We start from the raw sequence: 24,337 nt of genomic DNA on the forward strand, positions 1-24,337 counted from the left end.
CAACGGACTGACGAGCTCTCGTTGTTCCGGGGTACGGCCGTGGGTGGTGCCGTGTTGCCGGACGGGCTCGGCAGCGAGTGTCCGAGGAGCATACGACGCACTCAGTTGATCCGCGTGCCGCTCCGGAGAACCCGGGTCCGCTGAACGAGTGAAGCTCGAGTGAGCGGACACTGTTTCGGGTGAGCGCCGGACAGGGGGTGGGTGACTCGTGTACGGGATGTGTGCCCGGGCGTGCGCGGAGCGTGGCCGGGAGCCATCTCCCCGGGGCGCTGATACCCTGGTAGCCCGTGGGCGGTGGGCACGAAACCCCCGAACCGCAGCGACGGATCCTCCCCTGAAAACCCGGAAAGCTCCGGGCCGGGCGGCCGTACCGCACTCCAGACCGCGACCACGGGAGCCCCGCCTTGGCCATGACACCCGCTGCTTTCCGAAACAGCAACGCCACGACGACCAAGCACATCTTCGTCACCGGGGGTGTCGCCTCCTCGCTCGGCAAGGGGCTGACCGCCTCCAGCCTCGGCATGCTTCTCAAGGCGCGCGGCCTGCGGGTCGTCATGCAGAAGCTCGACCCCTACCTCAACGTCGACCCCGGCACGATGAACCCCTTCCAGCACGGTGAGGTGTTCGTCACGCACGACGGCGCCGAGACCGACCTGGACATCGGCCACTACGAGCGTTTCCTCGACCGCGACCTCGACGGCTCGGCCAACGTCACCACCGGCCAGGTGTACTCGACGGTGATCGCGAAGGAGCGGCGCGGCGAGTACCTGGGCGACACCGTCCAGGTCATCCCGCACATCACCAACGAGATCAAGCACCGCATCCGCCGGATGGCCACCGACGAGGTCGACGTCGTCATCACCGAGGTCGGTGGCACGGTCGGCGACATCGAGTCGCTGCCCTTCCTGGAGACCGTGCGCCAGGTCCGCCACGAGGTCGGCCGCGACAACGTCTTCGTCGTCCACATCTCGCTGCTGCCCTACATCGGCCCGTCCGGCGAGCTGAAGACCAAGCCGACCCAGCACAGCGTGGCGGCGCTGCGGAACATCGGTATCCAGCCGGACGCGATCGTGCTGCGCTGCGACCGTGAGGTGCCCGTCGCGATCAAGCGCAAGATCTCCCTGATGTGCGACGTCGACGAGGCCGCGGTGGTCGCCTGCCCGGACGCCCGCTCGATCTACGACATCCCCAAGACCGTGCACCGCGAGGGCCTGGACGCCTATGTCGTCCGCAAGCTGGACCTGCCCTTCCGCGACGTGGACTGGACGACGTGGGACGACCTGCTGGACCGCGTCCACAACCCCGCCCACGAGATCAACCTGGCGCTGGTCGGCAAGTACATCGACCTGCCCGACGCCTATCTCTCGGTCACCGAGGCGCTGCGCGCCGGCGGATTCGCCAACCACGCGCGCGTGAAGATCAAGTGGGTCACCTCGGACGACTGCAAGACCCCGGCGGGCGCCAAGAAGCAGCTGGCGGACGTGGACGCGATCTGCATCCCCGGCGGCTTCGGCGACCGGGGCGTGTCGGGCAAGGTCGGCGCGATCCAGTACGCCCGCGAGCACAAGATCCCGCTGCTGGGGCTGTGCCTGGGCCTGCAGTGCATCGTCATCGAGGCGGCCCGGAACCTGGCCGGCATCGAGGACGCCAACTCCACCGAGTTCGACGCCGCGACCGCCCACCCGGTCATCTCGACGATGGCCGAGCAGCTCGACATCGTCGCGGGCGACGGCGACATGGGCGGAACGATGCGCCTGGGCATGTATCCGGCCAAGCTCGCCGAGGGCTCCATCGTGCGTGAGGTGTACGACGGCAAGGAGTACGTCGAGGAGCGTCACCGCCACCGCTACGAGGTCAACAACGGCTACCGGGCCGAGCTGGAGAAGAAGGCCGGCCTGCAGTTCTCCGGCACCTCCCCGGACGGCAAGCTCGTGGAGTACGTCGAGTACCCGCGTGAGATCCACCCCTACCTGGTGGCCACCCAGGCCCACCCGGAGCTGCGTTCCCGGCCCACCCGCCCCCACCCGCTCTTCGCCGGCCTCGTCAAGGCCGCCGTACAGCGCAAGTCGGGCAAGTAGCGCCAGGGCTGTACGGTGACCGGGGTGCGCGCCTTTTGGGGTGCGTGCCCCGGTTTCGTGCGCCGGTCCTTGTGCCGGCGGCTGTGGCGGGTTCGTGTGTACGGGCGGGATGTGGGATGCGGGAGGACAAGTCGACATGACCACCATCAAGGACACTCCGGAGGAGTGGGAGATCCGGGCCTCGGAGACTCCCTTCGTGGGCAACAAGACCTCCGTGCGCACCGACGAGGTGGTCATGCCCGACGGCTCGGTCGTGGGCCGCGACTACCAGGTCCACCCCGGCTCCGTGGGCGTCGTCGCCCTCGACGACGAAGGGCGGGTCCTGCTGATCCGCCAGTACCGCCACCCGATCCGCCAGCGGCTGTGGGAGATCCCGGCCGGCCTGCTCGACGTACCTGGCGAGAATCCGCTGCACGCCGCCCAGCGTGAGCTGTACGAGGAGGCGCACGTCAAGGCCGAGGACTGGCGGGTTCTGGCCGACGTCTACCCCACGGCGGGCGGCTGCGACGAGGCCGTACGGATCTTCCTGGCCCGGAATCTGTCCGAGGTCGTCGGGGAGCGCTTCGAGGTCGAGGACGAGGAGGCCGACATGGAGCACGCGCGCGTACCCGTCGCCGAACTGGTCCGAGGTGTCCTCGCGGGCGAGCTGCACAACAACTGCCTTGCCGTGGGCGTGCTTTCGCTGGTGGCGGCCGAGAAGGGCGACGGACTGGACGCACTGCGCCCGGCCGAGGCGCCGTGGCCGGCCCGGCCCTTCGACGCCTGAGGCGCGCCCTCCGGCTTCCGGGGCCGTCTGCCGCGCCCGGTGTGACCATCGGCTGATCCGATCGGGCGATCCGTCCGCCCTGCTCCGCACAGATCGTCGCAGAGCGTGAACTAGGCTCTGGAAACGCCCGAACCGGAGTCCCGGCGGGATTGCGCGCGCAGGTGGACGGGAGTGTGCCCCGTGACGGATCAGGCGGTGGACCCAGACGGTACGAAGCTGTCCGGAAACGATCGCTCGCCCGCTCCTACGGACAGTCAGTTCCTCGGCCGTACAAGAGAGTTGAAGGAACTGCGCGCCGACATCGAGCGCGCCGGACTCGACACCCTCGCGGGCCGGAAGGCACCCCGCGCGCGCGTGCTGCTCATCGCCGGCAAGCCCGGCTCGGGCCGCACCGCGCTCGCCGAGGAACTGGTCCGGCAGGTCGCGGACAGTTACCCGGAAGGTGTACTGCGCGCCCGGCTCGCCGAACCCGACGGCACGCGCGTGCCGACCGAACGCACCGCCCGCGAACTGCTCACCGCCCTGGAGCTGCGCACCCCGCCCGGCGCCGACGAGGACGAGCTGTCCGAGGCGCTGCGCGACGCGCTGGCCGACCGGCGGATGCTGCTCCTGCTCGACGACGCGGCCGACGCCGAGCAGGTCGACGCGCTGCTGCCGGACAACCCCGACTGTCTCGCCGTCGCCGTCTCCGGGGGCCCGCTGACCGGGATCTCCGACGTCCGCCCGTGCACCCTGGGCGGCCTCGACACCAAGTCGGCCGTGGAACTGCTCGAGCGCTTCACCGGGTCGGTGCGCATCACCGTGGACCCCCGCTCCGCCGAAGCCCTCGCCGAGGTGTGCCAGGGGCAGCCCGCCGCGCTGATGCTGGCCGGCGGCTGGCTCGCGGCCCGGCCCAAGTCGGCCGTGTCCGACCTCGCCAAGCAGCTGCACGCCGAGAGCGACGAGGGCAGCGCCCTGAGCCGTGTCTTCCGCCTCGTGTACGCCTCGCTGCCGGTCCCGGCCGCCCGGATACTGCGACTGCTCGTCCTGGCCCCCGGCGGCCTCGTCGACCCCCAGACGGCCTCCGCGCTGGCCGGCTGCTCCGTCGGGGACGCCCGCGCCACCCTGGACGACCTCGTCGCCCTGAACCTCCTGACGGCCGTCGACTCACCGCTGCCGCAGTACGAGGTCCCCGGCTGCCTGCTGCCCCTCCTGCGCCCCCTGGCCGAGTCCCAGGACCGCCCGGCCGAGCTCCAGCTGGCCCGGGCCCGGATGCTCGAGCGGACGGTACGGCTGCTGGTGTCCTGCCGGGCCATCACCGAGACCGACAGCCCGCTGGCCCGCGAGAAGCTCCTCGGCACCCCCAGCTCGCTGCGCTTCCCCCACCCGAGGGCCGCGGCGGACTGGCTGGAGCTCCGCCGCCCCGCCCTGCTCGCGGCGGCCCGGCTGGCCGTGGCCGACGGCGAGCTGGACACGCTGGCCCGCCGGCTGATGTCCGCCCTGGTCAAGGCGATGGTCGCGCACATCGGCACCCAGGCCGCCGCTCCCGACCTCTACGGCGTCCACCGTCTCGTCCTCGACGTCGCCGAACGCCGTGACCTGCCTCGCGAGCGGGCCGCCGCCCTGCTGAACCTCGCCGACCTGGACGCGCAGACCGGCCGTACGAACGACGCGCTGGCCCGCTACCGGGCCGCTCTGGACGCCGGACGCGAGGCGAACGACCCCTATGCGACCGGGCGCGCGATGGAATCCGTAGGGGGCGCACACCAGGAGCTCGGGGACTACGACCGCGCCGCCGACTGGTACGGGCGGGCCCTCGCCCAGCGCCTCGCGCGCGACGAGCGCGAGGACGCCGCCCGGCTGTACGGCCGTATCGCCACCGCGCACACCTACGCGGGCCGCTACGGCGAGGCGCTGCGCAACTGGCGTGCCGCGGTGGCCGGTTACCGCAAGAACGGCGATGTGGCCGCGCACGCGCGGGCGTTGAGCGAGCTGGCGCGGGTCCAGGAGTACGCCGGGCGGCCCGAGGAGTCGCTGCGCACCTGCCAGGAGGCGGTGGAGTGGGCCCGCCGCGCCGACGACGTACGCCTGCAGGCAGCGCTTCAGCTGCGGCTGGCCGACACGATGGAGCACCTCGGCGATCCGGCGGCGGCACGGCTGCACCGGAGCGCGGCGGAACGGCTGCTGGGCGACGGCCCGGACCCGCGGGAGGGCGGGCAGGAGGGCCCGCCGGAGCCCGCCGAGGACGACTCTGACCTGGAACGCGAAGGCAACACCTACGAAATCCGTAGTGCATCAGTCGAAGATTGATGCATTGAAAGGCTAGACACCGAGAACGCCTTCATTAGACTGGCTCTACCGCGCCTTCCCCTGCGGTCTCCTGGTGTGCCCCCGCACGTCCGGGTATGTAGTGCTATGCCCCACACCCTCTGAGCCAAGGACCGTGATCGACGTGAAGGTCGGCATCCCCCGCGAGGTCAAGAACAACGAGTTCCGCGTGGCCATCACCCCCGCCGGCGTGCACGAGCTGGTGCGCCACGGCCACCAGGTCGTCATCGAGCGGAACGCCGGCGTCGGCTCCTCGATCACGGACGACGAGTTCGTGGCCGCCGGGGCGAGCATCCTGCCGACGGCGGACGAGGTGTGGGCCACCGCCGACCTGCTGCTGAAGGTCAAGGAGCCCATCGCCGAGGAGTACCACCGCCTCCGCAAGGACCAGACGCTCTTCACCTACCTGCACCTGGCCGCCTCCAAGGAGTGCACCGACGCGCTCGTCGCGTCCGGCACCACGGCGATCGCCTACGAGACCGTCGAACTGCCCGGTCGCGCCCTGCCGCTGCTCGCCCCGATGTCGGAGGTCGCCGGCCGGCTGGCCCCGCAGGTCGGCGCCTACCACCTGATGCGCTCGGTCGGCGGACGCGGTGTGCTCCCCGGCGGCGTCCCCGGCACCCAGCCCGCGCGGGCCGTCGTCATCGGCGGCGGCGTCTCCGGCTGGAACGCCACGCAGATCGCCGTCGGCATGGGCTTCCACGTCACGTTGCTCGACCGCGACATCAACAAGCTGCGCGAGGCCGACAAGGTCTTCGGCACCAAGGTCCGGGCGATCATGTCCAACTCCTTCGAGCTGGAGAAGGCCGTCCTGGACGCCGACCTCGTCATCGGCGCGGTGCTCATCCCCGGCGCCAAGGCCCCCAAGCTGGTCACCAACGAACTGGTGTCGCGGATGAAGCCCGGCAGCGTGCTCGTCGACATCGCGATCGACCAGGGCGGCTGCTTCGAGGACTCGCGCCCCACGACCCACGCCGAACCGACCTTCCCGGTCCACGGATCGGTCTTCTACTGCGTCGCCAACATGCCCGGCGCGGTCCCCAACACCTCGACCTACGCGCTCACCAACGCCACGCTGCCCTACATCGTGGAACTCGCCGACCGCGGCTGGGTGGACGCGCTGCGCCGCGATCCCGCGCTCGCCAAGGGCCTCAACACCCATGACGGCAAGGTCGTCTACCGGGAGGTCGCAGAGGCGCACGGGCTGGAGCACGCCGAGTTGGAATCGCTGCTCGGCTGAGGTTGTCAGCCGCCCTCCGCAGCCGCCCCGCCGGTGCTCCCGGTCGACAAAAAGACCAAGTCATCAGCGGGTAAAAGGCGATACGTCAACAGGGGTCGTCAACGCCCCACATCCGGCCGGACCTTGCCCGACAAGGTCCGGCCGGATGTGTGTATGGTCACTTTGCGACACTCGTTCAACTCGCCTCGAACGTAACGCTTTGACCGATTCGCGCACCGGTGAACCCTGCCGTGCGACGGCCGTACGCCCTTGACAGCGGGATGTTTCATTGCCGACACATCGGGCCGGGTCCGGCGGATTGTGTTGCTGCGAACGGCCGACACGCCATAGAGTCGCCAACCGTCGGCATGGTGCCACGCTGACCTATCGAGAAGTTTCCTGGTCACCAAGGAGGTAAGACGACTTGTGAATGAGTCGACATTTACTCCCGGGGGTGGTCAACCAGGAATGCCGGCGCGGGGATCGGGCCCCACGGGGCTCGCGGCTGTCGGCTCCGTCGCGGTCCGCACCTTCGCAGCCCATCAGGGTCACCAGATGCCGGTGGTGACTCAGCCAGCACACATGAGCATGGATGGCCATCACGTGAACGCCATGGCCGGCGACGGTAGTGGCGGGGTCCACAACCACTTCGCCGACTACGACGAACTGCCCGACGGGCACTTCTACGACCCCGACGCCGAGTACGAGCCCGATCCGGAGTACGCGGCCACGCTCGCGCCCGACGCGGCCCGTCAGCGCCGCGAGCGCATCGGTCCCACCGGACGCCCGCTGCCCTACTTCCCGATCCCGGGTCCGCTGACCAGTCACGGACCCGCGACGATCATCGCGATGTGCAACCAGAAGGGCGGCGTCGGCAAGACCACGTCGACCATCAACCTGGGTGCCGCCCTCGCGGAGTACGGCCGCCGGGTCCTGCTGGTCGACTTCGACCCGCAGGGCGCCCTCTCCGTGGGCCTCGGCGTGAACCCGATGGAACTCGACCTGACGGTCTACAACCTGCTCATGGAGCGGGGGATGTCCGCGGACGAGGTCCTGCTGAAGACCGCCGTCCCGAACATGGACCTGCTGCCGAGCAACATCGACCTGTCGGCGGCCGAGGTGCAGCTGGTCTCGGAGGTCGCGCGTGAGTCGACGCTCCAGCGCGCCCTGAAGCCGCTCCTGGCCGACTACGACTACATCGTGATCGACTGCCAGCCCTCGCTCGGTCTGCTCACCGTGAACGCCCTGACAGCGGCGCACAAGGTGATAGTGCCGCTCGAGTGCGAGTTCTTCGCGCTGCGCGGTGTCGCGCTGCTGACGGAGACGATCGAGAAGGTCCAGGAGCGACTGAACCCGGAACTGGAGCTCGACGGCATCCTCGCCACGATGTACGACTCGCGCACGGTGCACAGCCGTGAGGTGCTCGCACGTGTCGTCGAGGCCTTCGACGACCACGTCTACCACACGGTCATCGGACGCACGGTCCGCTTCCCGGAGACCACGGTCGCCGGTGAGCCGATCACCACGTACGCCTCGAACTCCGTCGGCGCCGCCGCCTACCGCCAGCTCGCCAGGGAGGTGCTCGCCCGGTGTCACGCCGAGTGAGTCTGCCGGGGGCCGACGAACTGTTCCGTACCACGGGGGGCATGGCGCTCCAGTCGTCCACCCCCAGGCGCCAGGCCAACGGCGAGGCCCGGGTACCGGGTCCCGCCGGGGAGAGCGACGGAGCCGCCGCCTCGGAGGACGCGCCGCACTCGGTGCCCGTCCAGGGTGGCGACGGCGACGGTGACGAGCATGTCGCCGCCGGCGTCGACCCCGCCGGGGAGTCGCGCAGCCGGGGGGCCGTCGCGGAGCGCCCGGTCCGGCGCCCGGGCGAGCAGGAAGGTTCTGCCTCCGGGCAGCCGGGGCCGTCGTCGCAGTCGGTGTCGGCGTCCCGCAAGCGCGGACGGGCCCCCAACCGGCGGCCCAGCGGCCGTGAGCGGCACGACGAGAAGATCACGGTGTACGTCTCCGCCGAGGAGCTCATGGACCTGGAGCACGCGCGTCTGGTGCTGCGGGGCGAGCACGGGCTCGCGGTCGACCGCGGGCGCATCGTGCGTGAGGCCGTCGCGGTGGTGCTCGCCGATCTCGAGTCCCGTGGGGACGCGAGCATCCTCGTACGACGGTTGCGTGGCCGCTAGCGGTAGCCTGCCTGGGCCATGACCTCGAACGACGCCCCTGCCCCCGGCTCCGCCGGTCGTCGGCGTGTGCTGGGGCGGGGGCCGGGGGGCGCGCCGCCGGTCCCGGTCGAGGAGGCGGTGGCCGGGGACGCGGTGGCGGAAGTACCTGGAGTCCCGGAGGTTCCTGGAGTCCCCGAAGTACCTGAAGTACCGGAGCCCCCGGTTCCGCCGCAGGAACCCGAAGTCGATGACGGGGTCTTCAAGGTCCGGCTCGCCAACTTCGAGGGGCCGTTCGATCTTCTCCTCCAGTTGATCTCCAAGCACAAGCTCGACGTCACCGAGGTCGCCCTGTCCAAGGTGACCGACGAGTTCATGGCGCACATCAGGGCGATGGGCCCGGACTGGGATCTCGACCAGACGACCGAGTTCCTGGTCGTCGCGGCGACCCTGCTGGACCTGAAGGCCGCGCGGCTGCTGCCCGCCGCCGAGGTCGAGGACGAGGCCGACCTGGCCCTGCTGGAGGCGCGCGACCTGCTGTTCGCGCGGCTGCTCCAGTACCGCGCGTACAAGCGGGTCGCCGACATCTTCACCCGCCGCCTCGACGACGAGGCCCGCCGCTATCCCCGTACCGTCGGACTCGAACCGCACCACGCCGAACTGCTGCCCGAGGTCGTCATCAGCATCGGCGCGGAGGGCTTCGCGAAGCTCGCCGTGAAGGCGATGCAGCCCAGGCCGAAGCCGCAGGTGTACGTCGACCACATCCACGCGCCCCTGGTGAGCGTGCAGGAGCAGGCCCGGATCGTCGTCGCGCGGCTGCGGGAGCTGGGGGAGGCCACCTTCCAGGACCTCGTCGAGGACATCGAGGACACCCTGACCGTCGTGGCGCGCTTCCTGGCCCTGCTGGAGCTGTACCGGGAGAAGGCCGTCGCCCTGGACCAGGAGACCGCGCTCGGGGAGCTGGTGGTGCGCTGGACGGGCGGGGAGGGCGACCGGGAGCCGACGGTCACCGACGAGTTCGACCGGCCGCCGGAGCCGGCGAAGGAGGAGAAGAAGGCGTGAGCGAGGAGACCAACGAGGTGCCGGCCGGGCTGCGGACCGCCGCCGAGCTCGATCTCGGGCCCGCCCTGGAGGCCGTCCTCATGGTCGTGGACGAACCCGCGACCGAGGAACACCTCGCGAAGATCCTCCAGCGGCCCCGGCGCCAGATCGCGGACGCCCTGCGCGCGCTGGCCGACGAGTACACCGTCCAGGGGCGCGGCTTCGAGCTGCGGATCGTCGCCGGCGGCTGGCGTTTCTACTCACGGCCCGAGTACGCGGCGGCTGTCGAGGGCTTCGTGCTGGACGGGCAGCAGGCCCGGCTCACCCAGGCCGCGCTGGAGACGCTCGCGGTCGTCGCCTACCGGCAGCCGGTCAGCCGCAGCCGCGTCTCGGCCGTACGCGGAGTCAACTGTGACGGGGTCATGCGGACCCTGTTGCAGCGCGGTCTGGTCCAGGAGGCGGGCACGGAACCCGAAACAGGTGCGATCCTGTACACGACGACGAACTACTTCCTGGAGCGGATGGGCCTGCGAGGCCTGGACGAACTCCCGGAGCTCGCACCCTTCCTCCCGGAGGCGGACGCGATCGAGGCCGAGACGCAGGAAGGTGTTCCGTCGTTCGATCCGGACGCTCCCGATGCTCCGGGTGCAGACGACGCAGACGAACAGACGGAATTTTGATGCGAAGCAGCGGTAGCGGTAGCGGTGGCGGCAAGAGTGGTGGCGGACGCGGTAACTCTCGCGGCGCCGGCGCCGGCGGCGGGGGCGACAGGCGGGGCCAGGGTCAGGGACGTGGCCAGGGCCAGGGGCAGGGGCGTGGTCAGGCTTCGGGCCGCGGTCAGGGCCAAGGTCAGGGCCAGGCCCAGGGTCGTCCCAGCAAGCCGCGTCCGGAAGAGCGCCGCTACGACGTAGGACCGGGCGCGAGCCCCGACGGTCCGAAGTCCGGCCGCGGTGCCTCCGCGCGCGGCGGCGCCAAGGGCGGGCCGAAGCAGGGCCAGAGCAGCGGCACCGGGCGCGGGCGCTGGGCACCGGCGACCTCCCGTGAGTACGACGCGCGGGCCGAGGAGCGCAACCGGGAGCGCTACGCCAACAAGAAGGACGTCAAGCTGCCCAAGACCTTCCCGGGCGCCGAGCAGGAGGGCGAGCGGCTGCAGAAGATCCTCGCGCGCGCGGGCTACGGTTCCCGGCGGGCCTGCGAGGAGCTGATCGAGCAGTCCCGTGTCGAGGTCAACGGCGAGATCGTGGTCGAGCAGGGGTTGCGCGTCGACCCGGAGCACGACGAGATCAAGGTCGACGGGCTGACGGTGGCCACGCAGTCGTACCAGTTCTTCTCGCTGAACAAGCCCGCGGGTGTCGTCTCCACGATGGAGGACAACGAGGGCCGCCAGTGCCTCGGCGACTACGTGACGAACCGCGAGACGCGGCTCTTCCACGTCGGTCGGCTCGACACCGAGACCGAGGGCGTCATCCTGCTCACCAACCACGGTGAGCTGGCGCACCGGCTGACCCACCCCAAGTACGGCGTGAAGAAGGTCTACCTCGCGCACATCGTGGGCCCGATCCCGCGCGACCTGGGCAAGCAGCTCAAGGACGGCATCCAGCTGGAGGACGGGTACGCGCGTGCGGACCACTTCCGGGTCGTCGAGCAGACCGGCAAGAACTACCTCGTGGAGGTCACTCTCCACGAGGGCCGCAAGCACATCGTGCGCCGCATGCTCGCGGAGGCCGGCTTCCCGGTCGACAAGCTGGTGCGCGTCGCCTTCGGCCCGATCACCCTGGGCGACCAGAAGTCGGGCTGGCTGCGCCGGCTGTCCAACACCGAGGTCGGCATGCTGATGAAGGAAGTCGACCTTTAGGGCAACCTTTAGGGCGCGTTGAGCGCTGACGGCCGGTCCCGAGCTTTCCGGGGCCGGCCGTCTTTGTCTGCCAGGGCCCGGCCAAGGGGCGTCGAAGCGCGCTGGAGGGGATCGGGTGTCCTCCGGGTCGTCCCGCGTCCCGCGACTCCTCCTGGGCGCCTGAGGGGCCGCTGAGGGGCTTTGGGCGTATGGGAGTCGTCAAGAAGGCTTGTGCGGGCTGTCTGGGCTCTTTATAGTCGGTATGACTATTGGTCATGGTGACCATAAAGGCGACCGTGAGGGGGTGGGCGGCATGACCGCACCTGTGGGATACGACAAGTACGCCTTCGAACCCTTCGCCGTCACCGTCGATCTGGCGGTGCTCACCATCCGGGCCGGCGCCCTGCACGCGCTCCTCGTCGAACGCGGTCACGAGCCGTACGCCGGCCGCTGGGCACTGCCCGGAGGCTTCGTCCTGCCCGACGAGTCCGCCGAGACGGCGGCCCGGCGTGAACTCGCCGAGGAGACCGGCCTGTCGGACGTGTCCGGGCTGCACCTGGAGCAGCTGCGCACCTACAGCGAACCCGACCGCGACCCGAGAATGCGGGTCGTGTCCGTGGCCTTCGCCGCGCTGCTGCCCCACGCGCCCGAACCGCACTCCGGCGGGGACGCGGCCCAGGCCCAGTGGCTGCGGTACAACGCGCTCGGACCGCTCGCCTTCGACCACGACCGCATCCTGGCCGACGCCCACGACCGGGTCGGCGCCAAGCTGGAGTACTCCTGCATCGCGACCGCGTTCTGCCCGCCCGAGTTCACCCTCGGCGAGCTGCGGCAGGTCTACGAGACCGTGTGGGGCACCCCGCTCGACCCGCCCAACTTCCGCCGCAAGGTGCTCGCCACCCCGGGCTTCGTCGAAGCGGTACCGGGGGCCGCCCGCCTCACCGGCGGCCGGGGCAAACCCGCCGCGCTGTACCGCGCCGGCACCGCGGCCACCCTGCACCCACCACTGCTGCGCCCGACCACGTCGATGGCGCCCGCCTCGTCCCCGCCTCCCCCGTCCCCCTCCCCTTCTTCTCCGTCGACACCGTCACCGGAAGGACGCCCCGCATGACCACCACCACCGTCAGGAAGCGCGCCGCCAGCGGAGCGTTGATCGGGCTCGCGCTCGGCGACGCCCTGGGCTTCCCGACCGAGTTCAAGGACATCCCGTCGATCCTCGCCGCCCACGGCCCCTGGCGGCAGATGGACCTGCCCACGCCCGCGATCGTCACCGACGACACCCAGATGACCCTGGCGCTCGCCCACGGACTGCGTACCGCGATGGACCGGGGACTGCTCGCCCCGCTCCGGATGGAACGGCCGGTGCGCGAGGAGTTCGTGAACTGGTTCCAGTCGCCGGACAACAACCGGGCGCCCGGTCACACCTGCCTCGTCGCCTGCAACCTCCTCAAGAACGAGCGGCTGCCCTGGCAGGAGGCCAGCCAGATCGGCTCCAAGGGCTGCGGCGCCAACATGCGCGTGGCGCCCGTCGGCCTCGCCCCGGGGCTGAGCGACGAACAGCGCGCGGGCGCCGCCCAGCTGCAGGCGGCGTTCACCCACGGCCACCCGACGGCCCTGGCCGCGTCCGACCTCACTGCACACGCCGTACGGCTGCTCGCCCAGGGCGCCGACCCGGCCGGGCTGGTGAGCCTGCTGCGTACATACGCGCGGGAGAGCCGCAGCCACTACTACCACCGGTGGCTCGGCGACCTGTGGACGCACAGCCACGACCCGAGCCCCGAGCACTTCATCGCCCGCGGCTGGGACGAGTGCCTGGCGATCCTGGACCGGCTCCAGCTCGCCGTCCGCACCGCCTCGCCCGAGGACGATCCCTGTCTCGCCACCGGCGCCGGCTGGACCGCCGAAGAGGCTCTCGCCACCGGCCTGCTGTGCTTCCTGCTCTTCCCCGACGAGCCCCTCACGGCCCTGCGCCGCGCCGCCTGCACCTCGGGCGACTCGGACTCGATCGCCTGCCTCACCGGAGCCTTCGCCGGCGCCCACCACGGCACCGACGCCTGGCCGACCCCCTGGGCGGACCGCATCGAGTACGGGGGTGACCTGCAGACGCTGGGAGCGCTCTGGGACGCTTGACGGATGAACGACGCGCCGGTTCTCACCGAACTCCCCGGTCTCGACCTCACGTCGGTGGTCGCCGAGCAGCCCGACCCGGTGCTCTTCGCCACGGTCTCCGGCGCCCACCTCTACGGCTTCCCGTCCCGCGACTCGGACGTGGACCTCAGAGGCGTCCACCTGCTGCCCACCGCCGACCTCGTCGGACTGCGCGAGCCCGAGGAGACCCGGTCGCGGATGTGGGAGCGGGACGGCGTCGAGCTGGACCTGGTCACCCACGATCTGCGCAAGTTCGTACGGCTCATGCTGCGCCGCAACGGCTATGTGCTGGAGCAGCTGCTGTCCCCGCTGGTCGTGCACACGTCCGACACGCACGGGGAACTTGTCGCGCTCGCCCCCGGAGTCATCACCAGCCACCACGCCCACCACTACCGGGGATTCGCGGCGACGCAGTGGCGCCTCTTCGAGAAGACCGGCGAGCTCAAGCCGCTGCTCTACACGTTCCGCGTACTGCTCACCGGCATCCACCTGATGCGCGCGGGCGAGGTGCAGGCCCATCTGCCCACGCTCGTCGGGGAGATCGGCGAGGCGCCCGCGTATCTGCCGGAGCTGGTCGCGGCCAAGGCCGAGCACGAACACGGGGCGGCCGACGTCGACCACGCGCGCGTGGCGGCCGACGTGGAGCGGCTGCACCGCGTGCTCGACGAGGCGCAGGCGCTCTCAGGGCTGCCGGACGCCACGGTCGCGTACGACGCCCTGCACGACTTCGTCGTACGGGTCCGCTCGACGGGCTGAGGCGCGGCGGGTGCGGACGAGGAAGTCCTCGACGCGGCGGAAATCCGGTTCCTGGGGGAGGGGGCTGCGGTGGAAGGCCCGCTCGGCCTCCTCGGCGAGGCGGTTCATCCGGGACTCGACCTCCGGCCACGGCACCTCGCCCCGCTTCACCGCCAGCAGCGGGCCGCGCTCGTCGCCGACGTCGATCGTCAGCGTGCCCGTGCGCAGCAGGTCACGGCAGGTCATCAGCAGGCGCAGCAGATGCATCGCGTGCTTCCAGCGCGGTACGCCGTGGACGCGGACATCGGCCTCGAGCTTCTTGTGCTGGCCGAGCGCGTAACGCGCGAACGTGTCGTGTGCCTGGCGGGAGAGGAACGCCCCGCGCAGGGCGAGGAGTTCGCGGCCCGTGTCGTCGGCGTACTCGACGAGAGGGGAGTGGAGGCACTCCAGGATGTTCGGGTTGGCCCGCAGAGCCAGTGTGCAGAAGCGTTCCAGCTCCCAGCTGAACTGTTCCTCCGCAGGGCCCTCCACATGCGTGGGCGGCTTCTCGAAGCGCCAGAACAGGGGGGTGGGCGCGAGGAACACCCCGCGCCGGTCCGTGTCGCTGCCCTCCGTCGCCAGACCGAAGGCGCGTGAACCCATCACACAGGCGTAGACCGTGTGATCACGTACGAGGGTCTGGGGTCCGACAGGGCTCTCGGGGCCGGGATGGGGGCGCATTCCGGGAGCGTACGCGCGTGCGTCACGCCAGGCGGATCGAATTTCCCGCCACCGTGATCTTCTTCTCGGCCAGTGGTCGCGTCGCCGGCGGGTGGGCCACCGAACCGTCCGTGATGTTGAACTTGCTGCCGTGGCAGGTGCAGTTGATGGTGCCGCCCTCGACGTTGGCCACGGGGCACCGCTGGTGGGTGCAGATCGACGTGAAGGCCTTGAACTCGCCCTCCTTCGGCTGGGTCACCACGACCTGCTCGTCCTTGAAGATCGTGCCGCCGCCCACCGGGATGTCGGCCGTCGTGGCCAGCTCCTGTCCGGGGGAGCCGGCGGAGGACGACGAGGACGACGATTCGTCGCCGTACTCACTGCAGCCCGCCGTGAGCGCCGCCGCGCCCGTCGCGAGGAGGATCGTGCGTCGCGTCGGGCCGTGCGTCATGTCGTCACTCCGAAAGTGCGGAAGAACCAGAGGGCGGAGGTGAGCCAGACGATGGTCAGGACGGTGAAGACCAGTCCGCCGACGACCGGCAGCAGCCAGCCGGGCAGTCGATCCCAGCGAAGCAGCAGCATCTTCGCACTGAAAACGCCGAAGACGAAGCAACCCAGGATGGAATGCCACATCACCCGTGAATCGTACGTTTGAAACCCGAAAGCGTACAGACAGTGCACTGCCACAGGGACCATCACCAGGAACGCGATCCGCCCGGACCAGCGGTGCAGCGTCGCCGACCAGCTCGGGCCCGGCAGCTTCCCGTACACCATGAGCGCCGACACGACCTGGACGAGCGCGAAGCCGAAGGCCGTCGTCGCGAGCCAGGACTTCACCGCGCCCGTGCTGCTGAACCCGGCCAGGTTGAAGGCGGTGCCCGCCGGATCGTGGACCTTGCCGTACGCGCCGAGGGCCACCGCCACGGCGGCGGCGACGAGGGCCGGGACGAGATAGCGGGCCGCGCTCGGGCCGCCGGGGGCCGGCGGACGCGGAGGGAAGCTCTGGGTGGCGGCGTTCGGGTCCACGGTCATGTTGGGCTCCCTGTCCCTGTCCCTGCATGGAGGCGGTGCTTCACGGGGTGACCGGGCGGGCCGTCAGCCGTTGCCCGTCGATCGTCACCGCGCCGGTCTCCGGGTCGATCCGGGGCGCGGGGGAGGGCTTGCCGTCGCGGTTGAGGATGCCGACCTGGTCCCCGGTGGACAGCACGATCCAGCCGCCGTCGATCTTGGCGTCCCGTACGGTCGCGGTCGCCCGGTAGAGCCCCGACGGCTTGACGGCCTTGTCCGCGGTGAAGGCGTAGTGCCCGCCCTCGATGTCGACCGTGCCCCGGATGCTCTTGCCCTTGAGGGTGCCGTTGAGTTCGGACTTGCCCTTGCCGGTGAGCTTCATGGAACCGTCGGCCTCGACGTCACCCTTCAGCCAGGATTCCTTGTCACGGCCGTCGCAGAAGTACGCGATCGCCCTGCCGTCGCGCAGTGAGACGGACACCGCGGAGGAGTCGTCGTCCGTACGGCCCGCGTAGTCGGCGTTCGGCGCGGGAGCCCTGGTGGGCGACGCGGACGGGGTGGGCGTCGGGGACGTCGTCGTGGCCGTGGGCGCCGGCGACGGTGACACCTTGTCGGCGGGCGAGTCGGCGTCGTACTGGGATGCCTGTTTGGTCCCTGTCGTCGCGTTGAGCGACAGCATGAACAGGGCCAACAACAGCCCCGCGAGCAGTGTGAAAAGCGGTCCGGTGCGCTTCATGGGGCCTCCCCCGAGGCGAGCTTCCTGCTATGAGAGCGGACCCGCGGCCCCGCGTCCAGGGCGCACGGGCGTGTTCGTACGCCGACTCGCGGATTGGGGCGAATCGGGTGACATTGACAGAGCTCGGCGCCAGTCGCGCGGAGCGTCTCAGCGGGCGGGCTCCGCACATCCGTTCCGGCCCGGCTGACTAGGCTGGACGCACCAGGAGCCGATCCGGGCAACCGAACAAGTGGATCAGCTCGCACCACGTACATCAGCGAGGAGCATCACCGTGGCGGTACGAGCGGTCCGGGGCGCCGTCCAACTGGATCGGGACGAGGCCGGACACATGGACGAGCGGGTCAGTGAACTGCTCACCGAGGTCCTGGAACGCAACGGCCTCACCGCGGACGACCTGATCAGCATCTGGTTCACGGCCACCCCCGACCTGCACAGCGACTTCCCGGCCGCCGCGGCCCGCAAGCTCGGCATCGTCGACGTACCGCTGATCTGCGCCCAGGAACTGGACATCGAGGGCGCGATGCCCCGGGTGGTCCGGATACTCGCGCACATCGAGTCCGACATCCCCCGCGCCGACATCGCGCACGTCTACCTCGGTGCCGCGGGGGCGCTTCGCAAGGACATCGCCCAGTGAGAACCGCACTCGTCATCGGCACCGGCCTCATCGGTACGTCCGCCGCCCTCGCCCTCGCCTCACGCGGCGTCGTCGTCCACCTCGCCGACCACGACCCCGAGCAGGCCCGTACGGCCGCCGCCCTGGGCGCCGGCACGGACGAGGCGCCGGAGGGACCGGTCGACCTCGCGATCGTCGCCGCGCCGCCCGCCTACGTGGCCGGCGTCCTCGCCGACGCGATGCGCCGGGGTGTCGCGCGCGGCTACCTCGACGTGGCCAGCGTCAAGGGCGGCCCGCGCCGCGAGCTGGACGCGCTGGGCCTCGACCTGGCGTCGTACATCGGCTCGCACCCCATGTCGGGCCGCGAGAAGTCCGGCCCGCTGGCCGCGACCGGTGACCTCTTCGAGGGCCGTCCCTGGGTGCTGACGCCGACCCGCGACACCGACACCGAGGTGCTGAACCTCGCCCTCGAGCTGGTCTCGCACTGCCGTGCCGTCCCCGTCGTCATGGACGCGGACGCCCACGACCGTGCCGTTGCCCTCGTTTCCCACATGCCCCACCTGGTCTCCAGCATGGTGGCGGCGCGACTGGAGAACGCGGAGGAGGCGGCCGTACGGCTGTGCGGGCAGGGCATCCGGGACGTGACCCGGATCGCCGCGTCCGACCCCGGCATGTGGATCGACATCCTCTCCGCCAACCCCGGGCCGGTCGCCGACCTCCTCACCGACGTCGCCGCCGACCTGGAGGAGACGGTCCAGGCGCTGCGGTCCCTGCAGTCCTCCGACGAGGCGAAGCGGCGCGAGGGCGTCAGCGGGGTCGAGGACGTGCTGCGGCGCGGGAACGCGGGGCAGGTGCGGGTGCCCGGCAAGCACGGGTCCGCTCCGCGGGTCTACGAGGTCGTGGCCGTGCTCATCGACGACCAGCCCGGGCAGTTGGCCCGCATCTTCGCCGATGCGGGGCGGGCGGGGGTCAATATCGAGGATGTGCGGATCGAGCATGCGACGGGGCAGCAGGCGGGGCTTGTGCAGTTGATGGTGGAGCCGAAGGCGGCACCGGTGTTGTCGGCCGCGCTGCGGGAGCGCGGGTGGGCTATTCGGCAGTAGGTGGGGTTTGTTTCGCCCCCGCCGCCCCTACCCGTCCCTCCCCCAGAGGGGGGACCCCCACTGGGGGCTGCCGCCCCCAGACCCCCGCTTTCGCGCTGAACGCGCTCGTCCTCAAACGCCGGACGGGCTGGGTGGGCGTGCGGCCGGACGAGTGACTCTTACCCAGTAACCTTGTCCGGGGCGCCCTGCGTCCCCGTCCCACCACCCCGGACCAGGAAAGGTGCCTCCACAGTGGATCGCGCCGCAGTGATTGTCGCCATCGACGGGCCCTCCGGCACAGGCAAGTCGAGCACGTCCAAGGCCGTTGCCGCGCAGCTCGGGCTGAGCTACCTGGACACCGGGGCCCAGTACCGGGCGATCACCTGGTGGATGGTGAACAACGGGATCGACATCTCGGACCCCTCCGCGATCGCCGCCGTGGCCGGCAAGGCCGAGATCGTCTCCGGTACCGATCCGGAGAACCCGACGATCACCGTGGACGGCACCGATGTCGGCGGGCCGATCCGCACCCAGGAGGTCACCTCCAAGGTCAGCGCGGTGAGCGCCGTACCGGAGGTGCGTGCCCTGATCACCGAGCTGCAGCGGTCCATCGCCGGATCCGCCGAGAAGGGGATCGTCGTCGAGGGACGGGACATCGGGACGACCGTGCTGCCCGACGCCGATCTGAAGATCTTCCTCACGGCCTCCCCGGAGGCCCGTGCCGCCCGGCGCAGCGGTGAGCTGAAGGGTGCCGACGTCAACGCCACCCGTGAGGCGCTGCTGAAGCGGGACGCGGCCGACTCCAGCCGTAAGACCTCGCCGCTCGCCAAGGCGGACGACGCGGTCGAGGTGGACACCTCCGAGCTGACCCTCCAGCAGGTCATCGAGTGCGTTGTCACCCTCGTCGAGGAGAAGCGGGACGCGAAGTGAGCGTTCCGTCCAAGGCGCTGAAGGAGTCCGAGGCTCCTACGGCGCGGGGTGCCGAGGTGGGGCGGCGTATCGGCGTCGGCCTGATGTACGGGCTGTGGAAGCCGCGTGTCCTCGGCTCCTGGAAGGTTCCCGTGACCGGTCCGGTGATCCTCGCCGTCAACCACTCGCACAACATCGACGGTCCGATGGTCATCGGGGTGGCACCCCGGGCCTCCCACTTCCTGGTCAAGAAGGAGGCGTTCATCGGTCCGCTCGGACCCGCCATGCACGCCCTCGGCCAGGTGAAGGTGGACCGCTCGACCGCCGACCGCACGGCGATCTCCCAGGCCCTGAGTGTGCTGGCGAACGGCGGGGTGCTCGGGATCTTTCCCGAGGGCAGCCGGGGCGAGGGCGACTTCGCCGCGCTGCGCGCCGGGCTCGCCTACTTCGCGGTGCGCAGCGGGGCCCCCGTCGTGCCCGTGGCCGTACTGGGAAGCACCGACCGGCCCGGACGGTTGATAAAAGGGCTGCCCGCGCTGCGCAGCCGCGTCGACGTGGTCTTCGGTGACCCGTTCGAGGCGGGCGACGGCACCGGGCGGCGTACGCGTGCGGCGCTGGACGAGGCGACCGTACGCATTCAGAAGCAGCTCACCGCGCACCTGGAGAACGCCAGACGGCTCACCGGCCGTCAGGAAAACGCCGGGCGCCCCGCTGAGCGCTGAGAGACACTTGACCAACTGACTGCTTGAGCAGTTCGAGTAGTGGATCGCCCGACAACAGGGGGTTCCACCGATCACCACGATGAACGAGGTACGCACTTCATGAACGACCACGAGCACGGAGAGCTCGGCGATGCCGAGTACGCGGAGTTCATGGAGCTCGCCGCGGTAGAGGGCTTCGACGTCGAGGATGTCGAGGGCGCGATCGACGAGGCGGGACACGGTCCGCTGCCCGTCCTCGCCGTCGTCGGGCGGCCGAACGTCGGCAAGTCGACGCTCGTCAACCGCATCATCGGGCGCCGTGAGGCCGTCGTCGAGGACAAGCCCGGCGTCACCCGCGACCGTGTCACCTACGAGGCCGAGTGGTCCGGGCGGCGCTTCAAGGTCGTCGACACCGGCGGCTGGGAGCAGGACGTCCTCGGTATCGACGCCTCCGTGGCCGCGCAGGCCGAGTACGCGATCGAGGCGTCCGACGCGGTCGTCTTCGTCGTGGACGCCAAGGTCGGCGCGACCGACACCGACGAGGCGGTCGTCCGGCTGCTGCGCAAGGCGGGCAAGCCCGTCGTGCTGTGCGCCAACAAGGTCGACGGGCCGAGCGGCGAGGCCGACGCCTCGTATCTCTGGTCCCTCGGTCTCGGCGAGCCGCACCCCGTCTCCGCGCTGCACGGCCGTGGCACCGGCGACATGCTGGACGCCGTCCTGGAGGCGCTGCCCGAGGCGCCCGCGCAGACCTTCGGCGCCGGGGTCGGCGGCCCGCGCCGGATCGCCCTCATCGGCCGCCCGAACGTCGGCAAGTCCTCCCTGCTGAACAAGGTGGCGGGCGAGGAGCGCGTCGTCGTCAACGAGATCGCGGGCACCACCCGTGACCCGGTCGACGAGCTGATCGAACTCGGCGGTGTCACCTGGAAGTTCGTCGACACGGCGGGCATCCGCAAGCGCGTCCACCTCCAGCAGGGCGCCGACTACTACGCCTCGCTGCGTACGGCCGCCGCCGTCGAGAAGGCCGAGGTCGCCGTCATCCTGATCGACGGCTCCGAGAACATCTCCATCCAGGACCAGCGGATCGTCACCATGGCCGTCGAGGCCGGCCGTGCGATCGTCCTCGCGTACAACAAGTGGGACACGCTCGACGAGGAGCGCCGCTACTACCTGGAGCGGGAGATCGAGACCGAGCTCGCCCAGGTGGCGTGGGCGCCCCGCGTCAATGTCTCGGCGCGCACCGGCCGGCACATGGAGAAGCTGGTCCCCGCGATCGAGACCGCCCTCGCGGGCTGGGAGACCCGGGTTCCGACGGGCCGGCTGAACGCCTTCCTCGGCGAACTGGTCGCCGCCCACCCGCACCCGGTCCGGGGCGGCAAGCAGCCGCGCATCCTGTTCGGCACGCAGGCGGGCACCAAGCCGCCGCGGTTCGTGCTCTTCGCTTCCGGCTTCATCGAGGCCGGCTACCGCCGATTCGTGGAGCGCCGGCTGCGCGAGGAGTTCGGCTTCGACGGCACGCCCATCCACATCTCGGTGCGGGTGCGCGAGAAGCGCGGCAAGAAGAAGTAGCAGGTCCACAACTGGCAGGTTCACAACTGAGGGGCGGCTCCGGGTGGAGCCGCCCCTCAGTCATGTGCGCAGTCATGTGCGGGTGGTGCTCACAGGCCCCGGCGCGGGCCCGGTGGCAGGGCCGCCGGGATGTGGGTCATCCCGGTGTAGTGCTGCTGTCGTCCACCCGTGGGCCATACGACGGTCGGGGGCGGGGTCGCCGGCTGCCCCTGCTGCGCGTCGAGTTCACCGACCCGCTGCCACACGGACTGCTGACCACCGCCCTGACCGCCGCCCTGGCCGCCGTGGCGCGCGCTGAACGCCCCCGCGCTGTAGGCGCTGTACGAGCCCGAGTTCGAGCCGAACGAGCCGCCGTACGAGGCAAGGCCGTTCGGTTGGGCCCCGAACGCCGCGAAGCCCGGCTCGTCCTCGCCGCTGCGGTCACCCGGCAGCGAGCGGAAGGACTTGCCGTACTCCGCGTACAGCGCGTCGTAGATCGGCGTGGCCGACGGGCCGCTGGGGAAGGACTGGCGGCGGGGGACGTGGTAGGTGTGCACACACCTCCAAACGACCCCACCCCCCAACAGATGCGGCCACCGACGGTATTGGCAGGGCCGCGGAGCGCCCTGCCAGGGGCGCGGGGAACTGCGCGACAAGCCACAGGCAACCGCAAGCCGCCAACCGACCGACGCACCCCTGGCCTACGGCGTCACGTCCCCGCCAGAGGCAACGCGCTGGCGACCAGCTTCCCGATCCCCGCCGCCTTGTCCAACGCGTCCCGCAGCAGATCCTCGCGGGGCTGGCGCCCGATGGAACCGACCGGCGCCGCGAACATCAGCACCTGCTGGTGCTTGTTCGCGGCGGCCCGCCAGCTCTCGGTGACCTGGAGCGGCTGGTGCGCCTGCCACCACGCCACCGGGGTCCCGCCGTTCGGGCCCGGCTGGAGTACGGCGTGCAGCTGGCCCGCGGCGAGCAGCACCGACCAGCCGTGCAGCACGGGAGGAACCTCCGTCAGCTCGGTCAGCGGCATGAAGCCCTGCTCGATGAGGAGGGGCAGGAAGTCGTCGCCGGCGCCCGTCGCGCCCGGGCGGACGATGGGGGCGGTCGGTTCGACGACCAGGGCGGGGTGCAACTCGCCCTCGATCAGTACGAGTCCGCTGGTGACCCCCAGCACGGCCTGCTCGGGTGCGGGCATCGGGGCCTCCTCGTCTGCGTTGATGGAGCGGACCGCGCCCTGGAGCTGCTCCTCGGTGACCTGGACGACCTGCGACGGCAGGCAGCCCGCGTGGGCGAAGGCGAGGACGGCGGTCTCGTCCCCGATGAAGAGGACGGTGCTGGTGCGCTCCTGGGCGGAGTCGCCCGGCGTGCGACAGGACGTGCAGTCGTAACTGCCCGGTGCGTTGTCGCCGGCGAGCAGCCGGTCGGCTTCTTCGTCGCCGATCTCGGCGCGGACCTCGTCGCTGACATCGAGCATGCGCGGCACGGGTGGCTCCCTCGGGATGCGGTGCGTGGCGGGGCCGGGTTCGCCCCCGGCCGGTGAACCCGGACAGCCCAGGCTCATGAAGATGACAACGGGCGATCTGTGGCAGGGGTCACGCTGCACGGCGAACGGAATCGAACCAACCTCCGCGCGCGGTCACCATGAGTCATGGAATGGATACTCAATGTCAAGTAACGGACGGGTTACGGAAGTTGGTTTGGTGAACTGACTCACAGTTTGTCCGAGTAGCTGGTTGATAAATCAGGAAATGAACGAATGAAGTGGGTGGCCGGATTTCGCCGATACCCCCGGTAACCGCGAACTGGCCTGGGACAACAGGGAGTTGGTTGATATCGCCATGTCGCGGTCCATAGATTCCTCCGCCGGGTGCACCTAGCACCGCTCGGGCAGTTCCGTCGGCCGCGCAGAACCAGACACCGCGCAGCACCACCGCCGACGGACGGGGCGGAGCGTGCCGACCGCGTAACCGCGCGGCCGACACGCCCCGGTCACGGGGAGCCCGGGTCTGTGGAGAGGGAACTACATGTCCGAGTGTGCCGATAGTTACACCCGCAAGTCCCGCAAGACGGCGGTCCTCGCCGGAGCAGCGCTGCTCGCTCCGCTCGGACTGCTGGCCGCGACAGGCAACGCCGCGGCGGCGGACAGCGGGGTGTGGGACCGCATCGCCCAGTGCGAGAGCGGCGGCAACTGGCACATCAACACCGGCAACGGCTACTACGGAGGGCTCCAGTTCTCCGCGAGCACCTGGCGCGCCTACGGCGGGACGGCCTACGCGGCCACCGCCGACGGGGCCAGCAGGTCTCAGCAGATCGCCGTCGCCACCAAGGTCCAGGGCGCCCAGGGTTGGGGCGCGTGGCCGACCTGTTCGGCGCGAGCGGGTGCCGGCGGGAGCGCTCCCGCGGTATCGGGCTCCGGCTCGGGTTCTGAATCGGGCTCCGGTTCGGCCGCCACCAAGTCGACGAAGAAGTCGGCCAAGTCGTCCAGCGAACGGTCGGTCAAGAAGGCCACCGGTTCCGGTGAGTCCGCGGTGTCGAAGGCTCCGTCGAAGGCGCCGGAGCGTTCGTCGGCCCACACGGGCCGCAGCTCGTCCCGAGGCGACTACACCGTCCGTGAGGGCGACACCCTGAGCGGCATCGCCGCCCGGTACACGACCACGTGGCAGCACCTCTACGCCACCAACAAGGCTGTCATCGGCGGCGATCCCAACCTGATCGTGCCCGGTCAGCAGCTCGACTTCTGAGCCGACTCCTTCGCTTCCG

At 70.7% G+C, this 24,337-nt stretch carries 24 protein-coding genes; 18 read left to right on the forward strand and 6 right to left on the reverse strand.

The window, feature by feature from the left end; translation table 11 throughout:
* The first annotated feature begins 410 nt into the window (after positions 1-410).
* From ABZ855_RS42085 to ABZ855_RS42140, 12 genes are all read left to right on the forward strand, one after another.
* Positions 411-2,078: a CTP synthase gene (locus ABZ855_RS42085; protein ID WP_360817162.1), complete on the forward strand. Its 1,668-nt coding sequence runs from the start codon at positions 411-413 to the stop codon at positions 2,076-2,078.
* A 136-nt stretch (positions 2,079-2,214) separates the two neighbouring features.
* A complete protein-coding gene (locus ABZ855_RS42090; RefSeq protein WP_360817164.1) occupies positions 2,215-2,844 on the forward strand; it encodes an NUDIX hydrolase in 630 nt (209 codons plus the stop codon).
* A 180-nt stretch (positions 2,845-3,024) separates the two neighbouring features.
* On the forward strand, positions 3,025-5,133 hold the full coding sequence (locus ABZ855_RS42095) for a tetratricopeptide repeat protein (RefSeq protein WP_360817167.1): 2,109 nt from the start codon (positions 3,025-3,027) through the stop codon (positions 5,131-5,133).
* Between the two features lie 142 nt (positions 5,134-5,275).
* Positions 5,276-6,391 carry an alanine dehydrogenase gene (ald, locus tag ABZ855_RS42100; RefSeq protein ID WP_360817275.1) on the forward strand — a complete coding sequence of 372 codons (1,116 nt, stop codon included), beginning with the start codon at positions 5,276-5,278 and terminating at the stop codon, positions 6,389-6,391.
* A 447-nt stretch (positions 6,392-6,838) separates the two neighbouring features.
* Positions 6,839-7,975 (forward strand): ParA family protein, encoded by a 1,137-nt coding sequence (locus tag ABZ855_RS42105; protein WP_360817170.1) that lies wholly within the window; start codon positions 6,839-6,841, stop codon positions 7,973-7,975.
* Positions 7,960-8,550 carry a hypothetical protein gene (locus ABZ855_RS42110; RefSeq protein ID WP_360817173.1) on the forward strand — a complete coding sequence of 197 codons (591 nt, stop codon included), beginning with the start codon at positions 7,960-7,962 and terminating at the stop codon, positions 8,548-8,550. The genes ABZ855_RS42105 and ABZ855_RS42110 overlap by 16 nt, the downstream gene beginning before the upstream one ends.
* An 18-nt stretch (positions 8,551-8,568) precedes the next feature.
* Positions 8,569-9,588: a segregation/condensation protein A gene (locus tag ABZ855_RS42115; RefSeq protein ID WP_360817176.1), complete on the forward strand. Its 1,020-nt coding sequence runs from the start codon at positions 8,569-8,571 to the stop codon at positions 9,586-9,588.
* On the forward strand, positions 9,585-10,247 hold the full coding sequence (gene scpB, locus ABZ855_RS42120; protein WP_360817179.1) for an SMC-Scp complex subunit ScpB: 663 nt from the start codon (positions 9,585-9,587) through the stop codon (positions 10,245-10,247). The genes ABZ855_RS42115 and scpB overlap by 4 nt, the downstream gene beginning before the upstream one ends.
* Positions 10,247-11,422 (forward strand): pseudouridine synthase, encoded by a 1,176-nt coding sequence (locus ABZ855_RS42125; RefSeq protein WP_360817181.1) that lies wholly within the window; start codon positions 10,247-10,249, stop codon positions 11,420-11,422. Before scpB ends, ABZ855_RS42125 begins: the two co-directional genes overlap by 1 nt.
* Positions 11,423-11,714: 292 nt before the next feature.
* Positions 11,715-12,512: an NUDIX domain-containing protein gene (locus ABZ855_RS42130; RefSeq protein ID WP_360817184.1), complete on the forward strand. Its 798-nt coding sequence runs from the start codon at positions 11,715-11,717 to the stop codon at positions 12,510-12,512.
* Complete coding sequence (locus tag ABZ855_RS42135) at positions 12,509-13,531, forward strand: ADP-ribosylglycohydrolase family protein (RefSeq protein WP_360817186.1); 1,023 nt, start codon at positions 12,509-12,511, stop codon at positions 13,529-13,531. The genes ABZ855_RS42130 and ABZ855_RS42135 overlap by 4 nt, the downstream gene beginning before the upstream one ends.
* A 3-nt stretch (positions 13,532-13,534) precedes the next feature.
* Positions 13,535-14,305, forward strand: a complete 771-nt coding sequence (locus ABZ855_RS42140) for a nucleotidyltransferase domain-containing protein (protein WP_360817189.1) — start codon at positions 13,535-13,537, stop codon at positions 14,303-14,305.
* Here the strand turns inward: ABZ855_RS42140 and ABZ855_RS42145 are convergent.
* Genes ABZ855_RS42145 through ABZ855_RS42160 form a run of 4 tightly spaced genes read right to left on the reverse strand, consistent with a single transcriptional unit; the run spans position 14,231 to position 16,727 of the window.
* The gene (locus ABZ855_RS42145) at positions 14,231-15,004 is read right to left on the reverse strand and encodes a nucleotidyltransferase domain-containing protein (RefSeq protein ID WP_360817192.1); all 774 of its coding nucleotides are present in this window, start codon (positions 15,002-15,004) and stop codon (positions 14,231-14,233) included. The genes ABZ855_RS42140 and ABZ855_RS42145 overlap by 75 nt on opposite strands.
* A gap of 22 nt (positions 15,005-15,026) precedes the next feature.
* Positions 15,027-15,434: a Rieske (2Fe-2S) protein gene (locus ABZ855_RS42150; protein WP_360817195.1), complete on the reverse strand. Its 408-nt coding sequence runs from the start codon at positions 15,432-15,434 to the stop codon at positions 15,027-15,029.
* On the reverse strand, positions 15,431-16,015 hold the full coding sequence (locus tag ABZ855_RS42155; protein ID WP_360817198.1) for a DUF6529 family protein: 585 nt from the start codon (positions 16,013-16,015) through the stop codon (positions 15,431-15,433). The genes ABZ855_RS42150 and ABZ855_RS42155 overlap by 4 nt, the downstream gene beginning before the upstream one ends.
* Positions 16,016-16,055: 40 nt before the next feature.
* Complete coding sequence (locus ABZ855_RS42160; RefSeq protein WP_360817200.1) at positions 16,056-16,727, reverse strand: hypothetical protein; 672 nt, start codon at positions 16,725-16,727, stop codon at positions 16,056-16,058.
* 271 nt (positions 16,728-16,998) lie between these two features.
* Here ABZ855_RS42160 and aroH point away from each other — a divergent pair, with 271 nt between their 5' ends.
* The 5 genes from aroH to der all read left to right on the forward strand — a co-directional run bounded on the left by aroH (position 16,999) and on the right by der (position 21,598).
* Positions 16,999-17,361 (forward strand): chorismate mutase, encoded by a 363-nt coding sequence (aroH, locus tag ABZ855_RS42165; protein ID WP_319207477.1) that lies wholly within the window; start codon positions 16,999-17,001, stop codon positions 17,359-17,361.
* The gene (locus tag ABZ855_RS42170) at positions 17,358-18,443 is read left to right on the forward strand and encodes a prephenate dehydrogenase (protein WP_360817203.1); all 1,086 of its coding nucleotides are present in this window, start codon (positions 17,358-17,360) and stop codon (positions 18,441-18,443) included. Before aroH ends, ABZ855_RS42170 begins: the two co-directional genes overlap by 4 nt.
* A 231-nt stretch (positions 18,444-18,674) precedes the next feature.
* Positions 18,675-19,352, forward strand: coding sequence for a (d)CMP kinase (gene cmk / locus ABZ855_RS42175; RefSeq protein WP_360817206.1), 678 nt, complete (start codon positions 18,675-18,677; stop codon positions 19,350-19,352).
* 83 nt (positions 19,353-19,435) lie between these two features.
* Positions 19,436-20,053 (forward strand): lysophospholipid acyltransferase family protein, encoded by a 618-nt coding sequence (locus ABZ855_RS42180; RefSeq protein WP_360817278.1) that lies wholly within the window; start codon positions 19,436-19,438, stop codon positions 20,051-20,053.
* Between the two features lie 99 nt (positions 20,054-20,152).
* The gene (gene der, locus ABZ855_RS42185; protein WP_360817209.1) at positions 20,153-21,598 is read left to right on the forward strand and encodes a ribosome biogenesis GTPase Der; all 1,446 of its coding nucleotides are present in this window, start codon (positions 20,153-20,155) and stop codon (positions 21,596-21,598) included.
* Positions 21,599-21,687: 89 nt separating this feature from the next.
* Here der and ABZ855_RS42190 read toward each other — a convergent pair whose 3' ends face one another.
* Together ABZ855_RS42190 and ABZ855_RS42195 are read right to left on the reverse strand one after the other, a co-directional pair.
* A complete protein-coding gene (locus tag ABZ855_RS42190; protein WP_360817212.1) occupies positions 21,688-22,134 on the reverse strand; it encodes a hypothetical protein in 447 nt (148 codons plus the stop codon).
* Between the two features lie 152 nt (positions 22,135-22,286).
* Positions 22,287-23,060 (reverse strand): hypothetical protein, encoded by a 774-nt coding sequence (locus tag ABZ855_RS42195; RefSeq protein WP_360817215.1) that lies wholly within the window; start codon positions 23,058-23,060, stop codon positions 22,287-22,289.
* 541 nt (positions 23,061-23,601) lie between these two features.
* On the opposite strand from ABZ855_RS42195, the gene ABZ855_RS42200 reads away from it, so the two are divergent.
* Positions 23,602-24,318 (forward strand): transglycosylase family protein, encoded by a 717-nt coding sequence (locus tag ABZ855_RS42200; protein WP_360817218.1) that lies wholly within the window; start codon positions 23,602-23,604, stop codon positions 24,316-24,318.
* Positions 24,319-24,337 lie beyond the last annotated feature (19 nt).

It is taken from the genome of Streptomyces sp. NPDC047042, from assembly GCF_040644035.1.
GTDB lineage: Bacteria > Actinomycetota > Actinomycetes > Streptomycetales > Streptomycetaceae > Streptomyces.